The 15,930-nt window shown below is 72.5% G+C and carries 16 protein-coding genes, 1 tRNA gene and 1 other RNA gene; 9 read left to right on the top strand and 9 right to left on the bottom strand.

The genetic code is table 11. The annotated features are described in order from the left end of the window. Nucleotides 1-44 precede the first annotated feature (44 nt). From GA0070606_RS17490 to ffs, 5 genes are all read right to left on the bottom strand, one after another. The gene (locus tag GA0070606_RS17490) at nt 45-1,709 is read right to left on the bottom strand and encodes an ABC transporter substrate-binding protein (protein WP_091101229.1); all 1,665 of its coding nucleotides are present in this window, start codon (nt 1,707-1,709) and stop codon (nt 45-47) included. Between the two features lie 432 nt (nt 1,710-2,141). Next, the gene (gene recR, locus GA0070606_RS17485; RefSeq protein ID WP_091101225.1) at nt 2,142-2,735 is read right to left on the bottom strand and encodes a recombination mediator RecR; all 594 of its coding nucleotides are present in this window, start codon (nt 2,733-2,735) and stop codon (nt 2,142-2,144) included. A gap of 7 nt (nt 2,736-2,742) precedes the next feature. Further along, entirely contained in the window at nt 2,743-3,051 is a 309-nt protein-coding gene (locus GA0070606_RS17480; protein WP_218106165.1) for a YbaB/EbfC family nucleoid-associated protein, read from the bottom strand. A 259-nt stretch (nt 3,052-3,310) separates the two neighbouring features. After that, on the bottom strand, nt 3,311-5,989 hold the full coding sequence (locus GA0070606_RS17475; RefSeq protein WP_091101217.1) for a DNA polymerase III subunit gamma and tau: 2,679 nt from the start codon (nt 5,987-5,989) through the stop codon (nt 3,311-3,313). Nucleotides 5,990-6,097: 108 nt separating this feature from the next. Beyond that, an RNA gene (ffs, locus tag GA0070606_RS17470) (signal recognition particle sRNA small type) lies at nt 6,098-6,188 on the bottom strand. A gap of 82 nt (nt 6,189-6,270) precedes the next feature. On the opposite strand from ffs, the gene GA0070606_RS17465 reads away from it, so the two are divergent. The 4 genes from GA0070606_RS17465 to GA0070606_RS17450 all read left to right on the top strand — a co-directional run bounded on the left by GA0070606_RS17465 (nt 6,271) and on the right by GA0070606_RS17450 (nt 10,134). After that, nucleotides 6,271-6,355 (top strand) — tRNA-Ser (locus tag GA0070606_RS17465). Between the two features lie 565 nt (nt 6,356-6,920). After that, nucleotides 6,921-8,222: a hypothetical protein gene (locus GA0070606_RS32050; RefSeq protein ID WP_141721726.1), complete on the top strand. Its 1,302-nt coding sequence runs from the start codon at nt 6,921-6,923 to the stop codon at nt 8,220-8,222. A gap of 99 nt (nt 8,223-8,321) precedes the next feature. Then, nucleotides 8,322-9,161, top strand: coding sequence for an alpha/beta fold hydrolase (locus GA0070606_RS17455; protein WP_091101215.1), 840 nt, complete (start codon nt 8,322-8,324; stop codon nt 9,159-9,161). 175 nt (nt 9,162-9,336) lie between these two features. Beyond that, entirely contained in the window at nt 9,337-10,134 is a 798-nt protein-coding gene (locus GA0070606_RS17450; RefSeq protein WP_245724727.1) for a sulfite exporter TauE/SafE family protein, read from the top strand. A gap of 66 nt (nt 10,135-10,200) precedes the next feature. Here GA0070606_RS17450 and GA0070606_RS17445 read toward each other — a convergent pair whose 3' ends face one another. Together GA0070606_RS17445 and GA0070606_RS32585 are read right to left on the bottom strand one after the other, a co-directional pair. Further along, nucleotides 10,201-10,449, bottom strand: a complete 249-nt coding sequence (locus tag GA0070606_RS17445) for a flavin reductase (RefSeq protein WP_091101212.1) — start codon at nt 10,447-10,449, stop codon at nt 10,201-10,203. Continuing rightward, nucleotides 10,446-10,775: a hypothetical protein gene (locus tag GA0070606_RS32585; RefSeq protein ID WP_176737348.1), complete on the bottom strand. Its 330-nt coding sequence runs from the start codon at nt 10,773-10,775 to the stop codon at nt 10,446-10,448. The genes GA0070606_RS17445 and GA0070606_RS32585 overlap by 4 nt, the downstream gene beginning before the upstream one ends. A gap of 458 nt (nt 10,776-11,233) precedes the next feature. Here GA0070606_RS32585 and GA0070606_RS17435 point away from each other — a divergent pair, with 458 nt between their 5' ends. Both GA0070606_RS17435 and GA0070606_RS17430 read left to right on the top strand, forming a co-directional pair. Further along, the gene (locus GA0070606_RS17435; RefSeq protein ID WP_091101205.1) at nt 11,234-12,001 is read left to right on the top strand and encodes a helix-turn-helix domain-containing protein; all 768 of its coding nucleotides are present in this window, start codon (nt 11,234-11,236) and stop codon (nt 11,999-12,001) included. Further along, nucleotides 11,992-12,183, top strand: coding sequence for a DUF397 domain-containing protein (locus tag GA0070606_RS17430; RefSeq protein WP_091101202.1), 192 nt, complete (start codon nt 11,992-11,994; stop codon nt 12,181-12,183). The genes GA0070606_RS17435 and GA0070606_RS17430 overlap by 10 nt, the downstream gene beginning before the upstream one ends. Nucleotides 12,184-12,482: 299 nt before the next feature. Here GA0070606_RS17430 and GA0070606_RS17425 read toward each other — a convergent pair whose 3' ends face one another. Continuing rightward, on the bottom strand, nt 12,483-13,046 hold the full coding sequence (locus tag GA0070606_RS17425) for a YdeI/OmpD-associated family protein (protein ID WP_218106027.1): 564 nt from the start codon (nt 13,044-13,046) through the stop codon (nt 12,483-12,485). Nucleotides 13,047-13,051: 5 nt separating this feature from the next. Beyond that, complete coding sequence (locus GA0070606_RS32580; protein WP_176737347.1) at nt 13,052-13,462, bottom strand: VOC family protein; 411 nt, start codon at nt 13,460-13,462, stop codon at nt 13,052-13,054. Between the two features lie 61 nt (nt 13,463-13,523). Here GA0070606_RS32580 and GA0070606_RS17420 point away from each other — a divergent pair, with 61 nt between their 5' ends. The 3 genes from GA0070606_RS17420 (at nt 13,524) to GA0070606_RS17410 (ending at nt 15,901) form a co-directional block, all read left to right on the top strand. Continuing rightward, nucleotides 13,524-14,480 (top strand): helix-turn-helix transcriptional regulator, encoded by a 957-nt coding sequence (locus GA0070606_RS17420; RefSeq protein ID WP_091101197.1) that lies wholly within the window; start codon nt 13,524-13,526, stop codon nt 14,478-14,480. Between the two features lie 279 nt (nt 14,481-14,759). After that, the gene (locus tag GA0070606_RS17415; RefSeq protein WP_091101193.1) at nt 14,760-15,374 is read left to right on the top strand and encodes a hypothetical protein; all 615 of its coding nucleotides are present in this window, start codon (nt 14,760-14,762) and stop codon (nt 15,372-15,374) included. A gap of 32 nt (nt 15,375-15,406) precedes the next feature. Next, complete coding sequence (locus GA0070606_RS17410; RefSeq protein ID WP_176737549.1) at nt 15,407-15,901, top strand: hypothetical protein; 495 nt, start codon at nt 15,407-15,409, stop codon at nt 15,899-15,901. The last annotated feature ends 29 nt before the right edge of the window (nt 15,902-15,930 follow it).

The raw sequence follows: 15,930 nt of genomic DNA, 5'->3' as shown, positions 1-15,930 counted from the left end.
CGGACGCTGCCGAAACAGCGCCCGCCCGCGGTCCTTGCGTCAGGTCAGGACTTGAACTCGGCGGTGGCGTACCGCTCGTCGGTGAGCGGGCTCGCCTTGATCCCGGTCACGTCCTTGCCGAACACGATCGCCGGCGGCGAGTGCGACACCGGCACACCGGGCAGGAACTCCATGATGGCCTTGTTCAGGGCCTTGTACTTCTCCACCCGAGCCGCCGCGTCGGCGGTGGTGTCGGCGTCCTTGAACTGGTCGAACAGGGCCTTGTTGGTGAAGCCCCACTCGTCCTTCGGCCGGTCGAAGAAGGTGCCGATGAAGTTGTAGGCGTCGCCGTAGTCACCGGTCCAGCCGAGGAAGTGGATGTCGTGCTTGTTGCCGGAGGTGGTGGCGTTCAGGTAATCCGGGCTCCACTTCAGCGGGATGGCCTGGACGTTGATGCCGACCGCCTTGAGGTCCGCCGAGAGCAGCTCGAAGATGTCCTTCGGGTTCGGCATGTAGGGCCGGGTGACCTCGGTCGGGTAGTGGAACCGCAGGGTCAGGTTCGTCGCGCCGGCCTCGGCCAGCAACTGCTTGGCCTTCTCCGGGTTGTAGTCGTACTTGGCGACGTCGCCGTTCCAGCCCTCGACGGTGTCCGGCATGAAGTTCTCGGCGACCTTGGCGCCCGGGGGCAGCTTCGAGTCGACCAGCGCCTGCCGGTTCAGGGCGTGCGCGATGGCCTGCCGGACCTTGACGTCGGCGAGCTTCGGGTTGCCCTTCTGGTTGATGGCCAGGTAGAGCACGTTGAACGCCGGGCGGGTCAGGACGTTGAAGCCCTCACCCTTCAGCGGCTCGACGTCGGCCGGGCCGACCAGGTCGTACCCCTGGATGTCGCCGGAGCGCAGCGCCTGCTTGCGCGCGTTCTCGTCCGAGATGGTCTTGAAGATGAGGGTCTTCAGCTTGGCCTTGTTGCCGGCGTAGTCCTCGTTGCGCTCCAGGGTCAGCGTCTTGTTCGCGACGTCCCAGGACTTGAACTTGAACGGACCGGTGCCGGTCGGGTGCTCCATCGCGTAGGCCGGGTACTTGATGTCCTCGGCCGTGCCGCCCACGTTGCTGGCGTCGTACTTCTCCAGCGCGGTCGGGCTGTGGATGGAGAACGACGGCAGCATCAGCGCGGCCGGGATCTTGCTGGAGACCCGGGTGAAGGCCAGGTCCACGGTGGTCGCGTCCTTGGCGGTGCAGGACTTGAAGAGGCTCGGCGGCAGCTCCGCGTCCTCGTTCTTGGCGAAGCCGCCCATGACGTCCTGCCAGTACGCCGTCACGTCCGGGCTCTGCATGAGGCCCTTGGCGTTGTACCAGCGGTCGAAGTTCTTGCAGACCGCCTCGGCGTTGAAGTCGGTGCCGTCGTGGAACTTCACGCCGGAACGCAGCTTGAAGGTCCACGTCGTGCCGGCGGCGTCCGGGGTCCAGGACTCGGCCAGGCCGGGGGTGACCTTGGTGCCACCCTCCTCCGGACGGACCAGCGTCTCGAAGACCTGACGCGCGACACGCAGCGACTCACCGTCGCTCGCGAAGCTCGGGTCGAGCACCTTCGGGTCTCCGGCTACGCCGAAGACGAGGGTGTCCTTCTTGCTACCGCCGGAACTGTCATCGCGGTCGCTCTCGGCGCAGCCTGCTACCGCGAGGGCCGCGACCGCGACGGCCGCGATTGCGACCTTCGGCCTGGATGCACGCATGGGTGCTTCACCTCGTCCTTGGGGTTACGGACAACGTGGTGACAGGGGTCACCGATGGCCGTGACCTTAGCCCTCGTTCGGACCGCCGGGAAACCGTGGTTGAAGCGGTTGGTACCGGATCGTGTCTTAACCGATGCGCACTGCCCGCAGGGCGGCACCGGACCACCGCCAAAGGGGCGAGATGCCCGTTTTGACCGATGCAAACTTGTTACATCGATCGACGCCCGCTTCGCCCACATGTTAGAACCCACAGTGGAGCCACGACGCGTACGACGATGGCCGGCACCGGGGATCCGGCACCGGCCATCCTCGCCGGATCAACGGGTCCGGCAGCCGGGTCAGAGGCCGCGCCGCCCGGGGCAGGACGGCCCGGCGGCCGGTCAGGACGCGCGCCAAGGGCGGCGGCGGGGTCAGGACTGCCCGGCGGCCGGGTCAGAGGGCGCGGCGGCCCTCGAAGGCCCGGCCGAGGGTGATCTCGTCGGCGTACTCCAGGTCGCCGCCGACCGGCAGGCCGCTCGCCAGCCGGGTCACCGCGATGCCCATCGGCTTGACCATCAACGCCAGGTAGGTGGCGGTGGCCTCGCCCTCGGTGTTCGGGTCGGTGGCGAGGATCAGCTCGCGCACCGCGCCGCCGCCGAGCCGGGTCATCAGCTCCCGGATGCGCAGGTTGTCGGGCCCGATCCCCTCCAGCGGGTTGATCGCGCCGCCGAGCACGTGGTAGCGCCCGCGGAACTCACCGGTCCGCTCGATCGCCACCACGTCCTTCGGCTCCTCGACCACGCAGAGCACCTCGTCGGTGCGGCGCGGGTCCCGGCAGATCCGGCACTGGTCGGACTCGGCCACGTTGTAGCAGGTGGTGCAGAACCGCACCAGCTCCTTGACCTTGCGCAGCGCGCCCGCCAGCCGGTTGACGTCCGCCGGGTCGGCCGACAGCACGTGGAAGGCGATCCGCTGGGCGCTCTTCGGGCCGACGCCCGGCAGCCGACCCAGCTCGTCGATCAGGTCCTGGATGGCACCCTCGTACATCTGCCGCTCAGAAACCGGGCAGGCCGAGGCCGCCCATGCCGCCGGTGACCGGGCCCATCTTCTTCTCGGTCAGCTCCCGGGCCGCCTCGGCGGCGTTGTGCATGGCCGCGACGACGAGATCCTCCAGGGTCTCCACGTCCTCCGGGTCGACCGCCTTCGGGTCGATCTTGATCGCCTTGAGCTCACCGGTGCCGGCGACGGTCGCGGTCACCAGGCCGCCACCGGCGGTGCCGGTCAGCTCGGCCTCGGCGAGCTCGGCCTGGGCCTTGGCGATCTGCTGCTGCATCTTCTGCGCCTGCTTCAGCATCTGCTGCATGTTCGGCTGTCCACCTGGGCGCACGGATGGCTCCTTCTCGCACTCGTCTGCTCGGCCGCCGCTCAGCCTATCCGCTCCGAGCGGCCCCGCCCCGCCCCCGGTGCGACCGCGCCCCGCTGCCCGTTCGCCGGTCGAGATCTTGGTACGGGACGGCCCCCGGAGAGGCCGTTCCTGCCGAGATCGCGCCGCCGTACCCGGCACGTCACAGGCGCGGCCCCGTCGGCAGCCGCAGTCGGGGCGCGAGGCCGCGGTGGCGCGCCTACCGGGCGTCCACCTCGTCGATCTTCTCCGCGCCGAAGGCCTCGCGCAGCAGCCGTACCGCCTGCTCCTCGCTCGACTCCCGCGCGGTCCGCTCGTCGAGCACCTCGTCCAGCGGCTCGTCGCCGGGGTCGAAGCCCTCGTAGGCCGGGCTCGCCGGCGAAGCGCCGCCGGGACGCCCCCCGCCGCGCACCGGCCCGTCGAAGTCGGGGTCGTACGGCGGCTCGCCGGCCCACTCGGCGTCCGCCGTCTTCCGGGCCGCCTGGGCCGGACGCGGGCCGCGCCCCGCGGCTGCCGCCCGCGCCGCCGCGATCGCGCTGCTCACCGGCGGACCGGCGGGCGCGGCCTGCGGCGGGGCCGCCGAGGGACCGGCCGGTTTCGGTACGGCGACCGCCGACGCGCCACCCGCGACGGCGGTGGCCGCCGGTGCCCCACCTGTCGGAGGGCCGCCGATCGGAGGGCCGCCCGTCGGGGTGCCACCCGTCGGAGCGCCGGTCGTCGGGTTGGTGGCCGACGTGCCGCCCGGCCGGGCAGGTTCCGGCCAGTCGTCGGCGCCCCCGGCCGCACCACCCGGGCGGGCCGGCTCCGGCCAGTCCTCGCCCCCGCCGGCCGGGCCACCGGGCCGGGCCGGCTCGGGCCAGTCCTCGGCGGCGTCGGCGCCGGGCGCGCCTCCACCCCGCGCCGTGCCTGAGCCGGGACGGGTCGCCCCGCCCTGACCGCCCGCGCCACGGGGCCCCCCGCCCGCGCCGTCGGACCCGCCGGGCACGCCGTCGGACCCGCCGACGGCACCGTTCGCCCCGGCGGACGTTCCGCCGCCTCCGCCGCCCTGGGCCTGGTGGGCGGGGGCGGCCGGCGGCGGGGAGGCGGGGCGGGCCGGAGCGGCGGTACGGGACGGGCCGCCGACCGTCGCGGCGCCCCGCTCGCCGGCCACCTCGCAACGGATCTGCCAGCGACCGCCGAACTCCTCGTAGAGCGCCTCGGCCAGCACCGAGGTGTGGTTGCCCATCATCTGCGCGAGCACCGGCGACTTGACGGTCAGCACCAGGGTGTCGCCGTCGACGTCGCGCACCACCGCGTCGCGCATCAGGGCGGCGGCCGGTTTCTTGATCCGGTTGACCTTGGCCACGATGTCCGGCCAGACACGGCGTACCGCTACGGCGTCCAGCGCGCCGGTCGGCTGCGCGCCGGGGCGGGGCGGCTCGGGGGTCGCCGGGTCGGGCATCACCGCCGACGGCGGCACCACCCGTCGGGCAACGCCTGCGGCAGGGTCGGCCGAGACCGGCGCGGCAGGAGACGTCGGCGCGCCCGGGACGGGCCCCGCCGCCGCCGGAGCACCCGGCCCGGCGCCGCGCGGCCCGGCACCCGGGGAGGCCGCCGGGAGGCCCGCGCCGGGGGCGTCCGCCCCGGCCGGGGCACTCACCTCGGGCGACGGGGGCGCGGCGGGGGCGGGCTCGGGGCGTACGGCAGGGGCGGCGGCGACCGGCGCGGGGCCGGCGGCGGCCGGCGGCGCGTCGGTGCCCGCGAGGGTGAGCCGGCGCTCCATGCGTTCCAGGCGCTGGAGCAGGCCGCCGGTGGTGTCGTCGGCGCCGGGCAGCAGCATCCGGGCGCAGATCAGCTCCAGCAGCAGCCGGGGCGCGGTGGTGCCGCGCATCTCCACCAGGCCGTTGTGCACGATGTCGGCGCAGCGCGACAGGGTGGCCGAGCCGAGCCGCTGGGCCTGGGCGGCCATCCGCTCGATCTGGTCGGCCGGGCCGTCGATCAGGCCCTTGGCGGCGGCGTCCGGCACCTGCTGGAGCACGATCAGGTCGCGCAGCCGCTCCAGCAGGTCGGAGGCGAACCGGCGCGGGTCGTGCCCGGCTTCGGCCACCCGGTCGACGGTCGCGTACGCGGCCGCCCCGTCGCCGGCCGCCAACGCGTCGCACATCTCGTCGATCAGGGCGGCGTCGGTGACGCCGAGCAGGGCCGCGGCACGCGAGTAGGTGACGCCCTCCGGCCCGGCCCCGGCGATGAGCTGGTCGAGCACGGAGAGGCTGTCCCGGGCGCTGCCGCCGCCGGCGCGCACCACCAGCGGGAAGACCGCCGGCTCGACGGAGACCCCCTCGGCCTCGCAGAGCTGCTCCAGGTAGGGGCGGAGCACCTTCGGCGGGATCAGCCGGAACGGGTAGTGGTGCGTCCGCGACTTGATCGTGCCGAGGACCTTCTCCGGCTCGGTGGTCGCGAAGATGAACTTGACGTACTCCGGGGGCTCCTCGACCAGCTTCAGCAGGGCGTTGAAGCCGGCCGACGAGACCATGTGCGCCTCGTCGATGACATAGATCTTGAAGCGGCTCTTGGCCGGCGCGAAGAACGCCTTCTCGCGCAGCTCGCGGGCGTCGTCGACGCCACCGTGGCTGGCCGCGTCGATCTCCAGCACGTCGATCGAGCCGCCGTCGGTCGCCAACTCGCGGCACGACTCGCACTGCCCGCACGGCTCCGGCGTGGGACCCTGCTCACAGTTGAGCGAGCGGGCCAGGATGCGGGCGCTGGAGGTCTTGCCGCAGCCGCGTGGGCCGGAGAAGAGATAGGCGTGGTTGAGCCGCCCGCTGCGCAACGCCTGCGACAGCGGCTCGGTGACGTGCTCCTGCCCGATGACCTCGGCGAAGGTGCGTGGCCGGTACTTGCGGTAGAGCGCCAGTGCCACTCGTCCCGCCTCCTCTCGACCGAGCCATTCTGCGCCGGTCAGCCGCGGGTGACCACCCACCCCGCCGGTGACCTGACCCGCAGGGACGTTACCGGCACCCGGAGACAGAAAGGCCCCCCGTGCACCCGTCAGAGCCCGCTTATCCTTGCTGCCTTCCGGCCCTGGGGAGGTTCACGAGATGCACGCCGCACGGGGGGTGCCGCCAAGCCTACCCGACCGGCGGTCGATCTTCAGGGGGTGGTGGGGTGGCCGACCCGTCGGGGACCTGTATCCTCGTCTGCGGAGGATTCGCCTAGAGGCCTAGGGCGCACGCTTGGAAAGCGTGTTGGGTTCACACCCTCACGAGTTCGAATCTCGTATCCTCCGCTCGCTTGAGCAGGGCAAACGACAGGGCCGGTCCCCACGGGGACCGGCCCTGAGTCGTCGCCACGGTAGCTGCCGTCTCACTTGCCCTGTTTCGGCCGGTCGGGCGCCGTTCGTCGCCCGTCGTAGTCCGTTGCCTGATGGATCGCCGGACGTGGCCTGGTGGCGCCGGGGGTGTTCCGCGGACCACCGGGCCGACGAAGTTCTCGACCACTTCTCGACGGTCCAGCGCTGCCCGGCTTGGTACCGGGCATTGTCCCACTCCCGGGCCCGAACCTCGCGGATCACCTCGGCCTCAGTCGTCGCCTGGACGTGCCGCAGGTCCGGCTTGCCGTTGTCCCTCCCGCCGACCGTCACGCGGCCGTGACAGCGGCATGGGCACGGCTTTCGCGCCGTAGGTTCGTTGGGCTGAGAGCGCCGATGATGGGGTTTTCAGACCAAGAAGTTGCGCCTTGAAGGGCGGAAGCGTGGTCGCCCACAATTCAGTAGTGCACGAGCGACGGCCACGAGCCTATTGACGCAGGGAGATACTCTCACCGAGCGGCCGGCCGCAAGGGAGACATCACCCATGTCCACCACGCTACAGAAGGAAGATCTGGCGCAGAGCCTGAAGATTCTGGCGCTCGACGTCCATTCACGGGTTCGGCACTGGCCGGCAACTCGCGCCCTCGCGTACGCTCGCGGGCTGAACAGAAGCTGGCTCGATATCGCTTCTCGCTACTCAAGCACCGACGGCCCGGCAGACTCCACTGTTCTTGCAATCCGGCGGATCGCCACCTACTCGGCGATCCATGACACCTGGACGTGGAGATACATCCTGGCGGCCGTCGGCGCTGCTTCAGGAATCTTTGCGCTTGCAGGGATCCCCCTGCTGACGACATCGCTACTGAGCCCGCAACTTTCCGGCGGCGAGGTGGCAGGCGTTGGCGTTCTGGCGTTCATTCTGTCGCTTGTTGCGATCGCCACGCTCGCCCCACTGGCCCACATCCCTCCATTCTCGTTCGCCCCACTCCTTCGCCGAATGGCGGAAATCGGTCTCGCAATCGTCTTCGCATGGTGGGCGTTCCGGGGAGCCGGCAACGAATTGCTGACGTCCCTGTTGGACCAGGAGAACCTGCGCGCAGACGAGAAAGCTCGCGCCCTGGCGGCGGGGCACAGCCTTGCAACAAGCATCGCCCTGTACGTCGGAACGGGAGCGACAATTGAGATAATCTGGCGCCTCTCTGGCTACCGGTCACCGGCGGAACTGCTCAGCCGGCGAGTCCATGGTTATCTGCCGCCTCCTCACATCGTCACAGAGACATATTTGCATCTGATCTGGCACATCCACCGGAATCGAGCCGCCCTCAGGAAGAGGAGGATCAAGAAGAGGGTGGTCACCGCGATGCGGTTCCTCAGAGCGGAAATGGTCCTCGACGTCGACCGATGCATCCGCAGTTACGGCGGCAGCAGAGGCGACCGAGACCTCTACCGCGCAAGAGTGAATGTCTTCCGCTCGCGCCTGGAAGCACATGAGCACGCACTGCTTGACGCAATAGCGCCACGCGAAGCCGACGCCGTTTCGCAAGCAATGCTGAGCGACGTCGAGGAACTGTGTGCCGGCAACTGGCCGGACGCCAGCGATCAGCCTCAACCGAGCTTGAGAAATCGCGTAGCCGCATTCACCCGCCGGGTTGCGCCAGCACTGGCCCTGGGGCTGTTGGGTCTGTTCTACCACAAGCTACCGATGGTGGATTCGAATGCTGCGGGCACAGGCGCCATTCAGGCCGCCCTCGTGACCGGGGCGATCGCCCTGTCGGCTACATCGGATGCCAACGTTGAGGGCGGATTGACAAACATCTTCGGGCGGCGAGGACGTGACCGCGGCTGAGCGTGATCGTCGCCCGGCACTGCTGACCATCCCGCGCTGGTACGCGGGTGAGGGGCAGCCGTCTCGTTCGGCGAGGCCCGGGGTGAAAGGGTCTGTGCCATGCCATCCTTCTCCGCGCCCGACGGCACCCGGCTCTCCTACCGACTGGTCGGTGACGGCGACCCGCTCGTCTGCCTGCCGGGCGGCCCCATGCAGGACTCGGCCTACCTGGGCGATCTCGGCGGGCTGTCGCGGCACCGCCGGCTCGTCGTGCTGGACCTGCGCGGCACGGGGCGGTCGGCCGTCCCCGAGGACGTCTCCTCCTACCGCTGCGACCGCCTGGTCGACGACGTCGAGGCCCTGCGCGAACACCTCGGCCTCGACCGGATGGACCTGCTCGGGCACTCCGCCGGCACGAACCTCGTCACCCTGTACGCGGCCCGGCACCCGCGACGCGTCGGCAAGCTGGTCCTGGTCACCCCCAGCGTCTTCGCCATCGGCATTCCGATCACCGGGGAGACGCGGCGCGAGACGGCACGGCTGCGCCAGGACGAGCCGTGGTTCCCGGCGGCGTACGCGGCCCTGGAGGCGATCACCGACAACCGGGCAGGGGACGCCGACTGGGAGGCCATCGCCCCCTTCCGGCACGGCCGGTGGGACGCCGAGGCCAGGAGCCGGCACGCCGCCGAGGGCGCGCTGACCAACCAGGAGGCGGCCGGGATCTTCGCCGCCGAGGGCGCCTTCTCCCCGGAACGCACCCGTGCCGCCCTGGCGGAGCATGGGAGCCCGGTCCTGCTGCTGGCCGGGGAGTTCGACGTCAACAGCCCACCGCCTTCCGTACGCGAACTCGCGGGGCTGTTGCCGCACGCCTCCGTGGCCGTGCAGCCCGGCGCGGGCCACTTCCCGTGGCACGACGACGCCGACCTGTTCGTGAAGACCGTCGCGGCGTTCCTGAGGTGACCGGGTGACAGCCCGGCGTGAGCGGGGACTCGCCATTCCGGCCGCGTGATCTCCGACGCAGGTCGACCGCCCACCGGGGGACGGAACCCTACGCTGACACCCGCATTCGACAGCGAGGTAACCGGGCGGCGGCGACCTGAGGGCGACGACCGGCCCGGGGAAAGCGCGGACACAAATGAACACGATGCTGAATGCCGCCGAGGGGCTGGCCGTGCTGGCCGCCGGAGTGGCGGCCGGCGCCATCAACGCGGTGGTGGGCTCGGGCACCCTGGTGACCTTCCCGGTCCTGCTGTCCCTCGGCTATCCACCGGTGGTGGCGAACGTGTCGAACACGGTCGGGCTGGTGCCGGGGTCGTTCTCCGGGGCGTACGCCTATCGGCACGATCTGGCCGGGCACGGCGGGCTGCTGGCGCGGCTGGGCGTCGCCGGCTTGCTCGGCGGGGTCACGGGCGGCGTACTGCTGCTGCGGCTGCCGCCGGGAGCGTTCCGGGCGATCGTGCCGGTGCTGATCGTCGCGGCGTTGGTGCTGGTGGTGGCGCAGCCGCGACTGGCCCGGGCGCTGGCCCGCCGGCGGCAGGGCGCGGGGGACGCGGCGCCCCCGCCGGCCGGCGCGGAGGTCCGGCGGGTCGGGCCGCTCCTGCTCCTCGGCGTGTTCGCCACCGGGGTGTACGGCGGCTACTTCGGCGCCGCCCAGGGCGTGCTGCTGCTGGGGCTGCTCGGCGTGCTGCTCTCCACCGACCTGCGCTGGGTCAACGGGGTGAAGAACGTGCTCGCCGGCCTGGTGAACGGGGTCGCGGCGGTGTTGTTCGTCGCCCTGGGCACGGTGGCGTGGCAGCCGGCCCTGCTGATCGCGGCGGGTTCCGTGCTGGGTGGCCTGGCCGGTGGGCGGTGGGGACGCCGGCTGCCGCCGGTGGCGCTGCGCGCCGCGATCGTGGTGGTCGGCCTCGCCGCGCTGGTCAACCTGCTCGCCTGAGCCGACACCACAGGAACCGACACCGCCGCGCCGATCCCGGCCGACTCCGGACGCGGGTCGGGCCGGTCAGCCGCGTGCCCGGGCCCAGGAGACGAAGCGGTCGGCCAACTCGCCGGGGTCGACCTCCTGGTCCAGCCCGGCGAGTTGTCCGGCGGCCTCGGCCTGGAGGGTCGCCAGGTAGACGGTGAGCGCGACGCGGTCCTGGCGGTACTCGCCGAGCAGTCGCAGCTTCGCCGAAGAGCAGGGCCAGGCGATGCCGCACGCCCGGCAGCGCCAGGTGGGTCGGGTCGGGACGTGCTCGCGGCGTCGGCTCACCGCGACGCTGTCCCCGCTGCCCGGGCCGATCCGGCAGCGGCGACCGCCCCGAGCGGCTCAGCGGACGCCTCGACACCCGCGACCGGCTCGGCCGACGCGGCGACGACGACCGCTCCGGCCGGCGCGGCGACGGCCGGGGGTACCACCCTGACCCGGTCGAGGCGGACGAAGGCGAAGCGGGCGCGGCTGCGGAGGGTGCCGTCCGGGGTCACCTCGTGGCCGCGTACCTCCGCCCAGACCCGCCCCTCGAACGGGCCGACGCTCAGCACCTCCGTGACGCGCAGGGTCAGCGGCCCCTCGCCGAAGCGGTACCCGTCGTCCGGCACGCGGATCGTCGCGCCGACGGTCAGGCTCCCGCCTTCCACGGCTGGGGCCGGGCGAGGTCGGGTGGCACCGGTCGGCGACGGAATCCGACCAGGCAGGGCAGCCGAATCGGGCAGGGGAGCCGGCTGCTCAGGGCGGGGAGCCGGCTGCTCAGGGCGGGGAGCCGGCTGCTCAGGGCGGGGAGCCGGCTGCTCAGGGCGGGGAGCCGGGTCGGGCGGGCGGCGGGTCGGCACGGGTGTGACCTCCTCCGGGAGCGCGATGAGGAACGCGACGGGCGGGCTGGAGGGGGCCGCCCCGCCCTCCCCGCCGGGGCGGCCCCGCGACTGGACGCGACCGCCGGGCACCTCGCCTCCACCGGCCACGCCGTCTTCGTCACCCCAACATGCCGGTAGTGAGCAGACAGATACACCGCGTGAATGTATGGTCGCCAGATATTTGGGACATCCGATGGGAGGAGCCCGTGAACGACGCGCTGCGGGTGGCGCTCAGCGACACCGGGCACACGACCGAATCCCTCGCCGAGAAGGTCGGCGTCGATCCGAAGACGGTCGGGCGCTGGCTGACGGAGGACCGCATCCCGCATCCCCGGCATCGGCTGGCGGCGGCGGAGGCACTCCACCGGGACGTGTCGGACATCTGGCCGGACACTTCGAGACGTCGCGACCCGATCTGGTTCCGTCCCTGGCAGGAGATCGAGCGCGAGGCGGTGTCGCTGCGGTCGTACCAATCGGTGGTGTTGCCCGGGCTGCTCCAGACCGAGGCCTACGCGCGGGCCGTGCTGACCGGCGGCGGCCTGTTCCCCCGGGGCGACGTGGAGCGGCACCTGGCGGCCCGGCTCGCCCGGCAGGGCATCCTCCGGCAGGACGAGCCGCCGCAGTTCACGACAGTGATCGACGAGGCGGTGCTGCGCCGGCCCGTCGGCGGCCCGGCCACCATGCGCGAGCAGCTCCGGGCCCTGGTCGCCGCCTGCGCGGAGCCGCACGTCCGGGTGCACGTCGTGCCGGCGTCGGTCGGCGCCTACGCGGGGCTGAACGGGCCGTTCGTCATCGCCAACAGTCACGACCACCGGGTCGCCGGCTATCTCGACAACCAACTCCAGGGCCAAGTGGTTAGCGACCCCGCCGACATCGCCGCCATGATGGCTGCGTGGGAAAACGTGCGCGGAGAGGCGTTGACCCATTGGCAGTCTGTCGATTTCATCTCGGAAGTGGCGGAGACATGGACCTGAATGGCGCGCGGTGGCGCAAGAGCACCCGCAGCAGCGGCAACGGCGGCGACTGCGTCGAGGTCGCCGACAACCTGCCCGGCGTCGTCGCCGTGCGCGACTCCAAGGACCCGGCCGGCCCGGCGCTCGCCTTCACCCCCACGGCGTGGCGCGCCTTCGTCACCGGGGTCGCCCGGCGCCCCTGACCGGGCGCACCCCTTAACGGGGCGGGCCCGACGCGCGCGGCCGGGACCGCCGTGCGCGGCCGGGCCTGACGCGAGCGGGCGGCCCGGCGTGAGCAGCCAGGACGCGACGTGAGCGGGCGGCCCGACGCGGGCAGCCAGGACGCGGCGCGAGCGGGCCGGGGCGACGTGGGCAGCCACGACCCGGCGTGGGCAGCCCCGGGCCGACCTGAGTGGGCGAGCCCGGCTTGAGCAGGCGCGGGTGCCCCCGCCGGCCATCGGGGCTGCGGGGGTGTCCGCAGCCCCGATCCCTCAGGACGGAACTATCTGAGGACGGTCGCGGCCTCCAGGGTCGCCACCGCCCGCCGCAGCGCGCCGGCCCGCCCCGCCGCCGTGCGCGCCTTGAGCAGCGGCAGGAAGATGCCGTACCGGGCGCTGCGGCTCAACGCCTCGTACGCGGCGCGGGCGCGGTCGTTGCCCGCGAGGGCCCCGGCCAGGTCCTCGGGCACGGCGGCATCGCGTTGCGGCGCGTACGCCGCCGCCCAGCGGCCGTCCGCCCTCGCGGCCTCGACCTGCGCGCGACCGGCGGGGCGCATCCGCCCCGCCGCCTCCAGCGAGGCGACGCGCTCCACGTTGACCCGCGACCACGGGCTGCCCGGCCGGCGCGGCGAGAAGCGCTGGAGGAAGTGCGTCGCGGTGAGGCGGCGACGGTGGCTGTCGATCCAGCCGTGGCAGATGGCCACGTCGCCGGCCTGCGTCGCCGTCATTCCCGCCGCGCCCTTCTTGGCGATCGTCAGCCAGACGTCGGAGCGGCTCCCGCCGTGCTCGCCGAGCCACCGGTCCCACTCGTCGACGTCCGCGAAGCTGATGATCTCGGCGTCGTCCACGGGGCTCAGCCTCTCGCCGCGACGATCTCGACGAAGTGCGGGTTGTACATGACGCCCAGCAGGTTGCCGAACGGGTCGACGACCGTGGCGGTCACGAAACCCGCGCCCCGGTCCTGCGGCGGCTCGTGGGCGGTGGCGCCCATGTCGAGCAGCCGCGCGTACATGCCGTGCACGTCGTCCACGTGCCAGTAGACGACGACGCCGCCGGGGCCGGACGCCACACCCGGGGCCCGGTAGCGGCTGTCGATCAGGCCCAGCTCGTCCTGGTCGTCGCCGAGCCGCCATTCGGCGTACCCGTCGCGCAGGAAGTACGGCTCGAAGCCGATCAGTTCGGCGTACCACTTCTTCGCCGCCTGCCAGTCCTCGGCCCAGTAGCTGACGGTGGCCATGCCGCGCATCTTCGGTGTCTCGGTCATGACCTCACGCTAGGAGTGATTGAGGAACGTAAGCTTCCTCAATTTCAGACAGGATCAGGAAATGCTGGAAACCTCGGTACGACTGCTGCGCATGCTCGCCCTCCTGCAACAGCGACGGGAGTGGCCCGGCCCCGACCTGGCGGCGCGGCTGGCCGTGACCACCCGCACGGTCCGCAACGACGTCGACCGGCTCCGCCAGCTCGGCTACCAGATCGACTCGGCCACCGGGCCGACCGGCGGCTACCGGCTGGGCGCCGGCAACGCGATGCCGCCGCTGCTGCTCGACGACGACGAGGCGGTGGCCGTCGCGGTGGGGTTGCGGGCCGCCGCGGCGGGCACCGTCACCGGCATCGAGGACGTGTCGCTGCGGGCGCTGACCAAGCTGGAACGCACCCTGCCGAAGCGCCTGCGCCCGCGCGTCGACGCCCTGCGCACCGCCACGATCTCCGCCGCCGGCGGCGGCCCCACCGTCGACGCCGACACGCTGACCACCGTCGCGGCGGCCGCCCATGGGCACGAGCGGCTGCGATTCGAGTACGCCGGCCACGGCGGCGAGATCAGCGTGCGCGACGTGGAGCCGCACACCCTCGTCTACACCGGCCGCCGCTGGTACCTGCTGGCCTGGGACACCGACCGGCGGGACTGGCGCACGTTCCGCGCCGACCGGCTGCGCCCACTGCCGCCGACCGGGCCGCGGTTCGTGCCGCGCGAGCCACCCGGCGGCGACGCGGCGGCGCACGTGCTGCGCGGGGTCCGCTCGCTGGTCTGGCCCTACCGGGCGCGCATCCGCTTCCAGGCGCCCGCGTCGGTGATCGCCGAACGCAGCACCCCCACCTCCGGCGAGATCGTCCCGCTCGACGACGCGACGTGCGAGCTGGTCACCGGCACCGACTCGCTGCACGACCTGGCCACCTACCTGAGCAAGTTCGACGTCCCGTTCACGGTCCTGGACCCCCCGGAACTCCGCGACTTCCTCCGTACCCTCGCCACCCGCTACCTCGCCGCGATCCCCACCTGACCCCCGTGCTCCCCGCCTCCCTCCCCGTTGCCGCGATCTTGCACTTTGTGCCCCCGCAAACACGGACACAAGCCGCATAGGCGGGGTAGGAAGTGCAAGATCGACGGAAGGGGGCGCGGGGGGCAGGGCGAGGGGCGCGGGGGCGGGGCGGAGGGAAGCAGGAGCGTCGGCGGCGGGTTACGCCATCGTGGACGGTTGGGTACGGTTTCCGGGGAGCGGCGGGACCGGCGTCGTCGTACACATGTTCCATCCACAGGCTGTGGACGGCGGAGGGCTCGGATGGGTTACCAGCTCAGCGCGGTCGTCGCGGACGCCGAGCTGCTCCGCGAGCAGACCGCCGACCTCGACCACGCGGTCGTCGGCGAGCTGCGTCAGGACTTCGCGCTGCTGCCCGTCACCCCGCAACTGGTCGAGGAGCTGACCGGGGCGCTGCCCGACTTCTCGACGGCGGACCGGTCGCCGGAGGAGCCCTTCCACCTGGTGCTCTCGCCCGCCCTCGCCGACGTCCTGGCGCGCTGGTCCCGGTCGGGTCCGGTCGCCTACCTGGAGGCCGAGTTCTCCGGCGGCGCCGGCTACCAGTCGGCGATCGTGTGGCTCGGCGGCGGCGTGAGCTGGGGGCCTCGCGTCGACAACCTCCTCGACGGGCCGCGCTCGGAGTGGCCGCTGAACGCCGCGCTCGCCCGGCTCGGCGTGGAACCGGGCGCCTGGATAGACCCGTTCGCCGAGCTGGGCCTGCACGTCGAGCGGAGCACCGCGGGATGGCTGGCCCACGGCCGTCGGCGGCTGAGCGCCGACTACTGGGACGAGCTGGCCGAGGAGTGGGAAAACCGGCAATCTGGGGGCGAGCAGCAACCTGAGCGCCCCGGCCCCGTTGGGGACTGGGGGATTCCATGAAATTGCGACAATTCGGCTTTATAGCGACGCTGCTGACGGCTGCCTCGATCGCGGGCAGTGGCGCGCACCCATCGGGACCCGGGCTGGACGGCCGGCCCGCCGGGTCCGTAGAGGTGGCCGACCTGAACGGGCTGCGGGGCATCGAGTTCGGCGACACCGAGGACGAGCTGACCCGGCGGGGCATCCTGCGTACCGACGTCGACGCCTGCGGGCCGTCACTCGCCGGATACGACACGACCAGCCCGATCTTCATCGACGACCGGCTGGTGCTGCTCTGGCTCGGGGACGCGACGCGCACCCCGGAAGGCGTCGCCGCCGGCAGCCGGGTCGAGGAGGTCCGGAGCCGCTACCCGTCCGTCCGCGAGCTGGACCCTCCACAGGGGACGCACCGGTTCGACGGGCTGATCGCCCGGCAGGGCGACCGCGCCTACCTCTTCCTGCACGACGGGGACGCGGTCCGGAAGATCATCGTCGGGTACGCCGACTGGGCGCAGCGCCTCTTCGAGGAGGGCCACAGCCCTTGCTGAAGGGCGTCTCCGGGGCAGCGGAGCGCCGG

The organism is Micromonospora citrea (genome assembly GCF_900090315.1).
Classification (GTDB): Bacteria; Actinomycetota; Actinomycetes; order Mycobacteriales; family Micromonosporaceae; genus Micromonospora; species Micromonospora citrea.
The sequence above is the reverse complement of the archived record's forward strand: the minus strand, read 5'-3'. Positions and strand labels throughout refer to the sequence as shown.

Excerpts from the sequence above, each read along its gene's own strand:
- GA0070606_RS17490 (WP_091101229.1), bottom strand. The coding sequence starts at position 1,709 with ATGCGTGCATCCAGGCCGAAGGTCGCAATCGCGGCCGTCGCGGTCGCG.
- recR (WP_091101225.1), bottom strand. The coding sequence starts at position 2,735 with ATGTACGAGGGTGCCATCCAGGACCTGATCGACGAGCTGGGTCGGCTG.
- GA0070606_RS17480 (WP_218106165.1), bottom strand. The coding sequence starts at position 3,051 with ATGCAGCAGATGCTGAAGCAGGCGCAGAAGATGCAGCAGCAGATCGCC.
- GA0070606_RS32050 (WP_141721726.1), top strand. The coding sequence starts at position 6,921 with ATGTCCACCACGCTACAGAAGGAAGATCTGGCGCAGAGCCTGAAGATT.
- GA0070606_RS17455 (WP_091101215.1), top strand. The coding sequence starts at position 8,322 with ATGCCATCCTTCTCCGCGCCCGACGGCACCCGGCTCTCCTACCGACTG.
- GA0070606_RS17450 (WP_245724727.1), top strand. The coding sequence starts at position 9,337 with ATGAACACGATGCTGAATGCCGCCGAGGGGCTGGCCGTGCTGGCCGCC.
- GA0070606_RS17430 (WP_091101202.1), top strand. The coding sequence starts at position 11,992 with ATGGACCTGAATGGCGCGCGGTGGCGCAAGAGCACCCGCAGCAGCGGC.
- GA0070606_RS32580 (WP_176737347.1), bottom strand. The coding sequence starts at position 13,462 with ATGACCGAGACACCGAAGATGCGCGGCATGGCCACCGTCAGCTACTGG.
- GA0070606_RS17420 (WP_091101197.1), top strand. The coding sequence starts at position 13,524 with ATGCTGGAAACCTCGGTACGACTGCTGCGCATGCTCGCCCTCCTGCAA.
- GA0070606_RS17415 (WP_091101193.1), top strand. The coding sequence starts at position 14,760 with ATGGGTTACCAGCTCAGCGCGGTCGTCGCGGACGCCGAGCTGCTCCGC.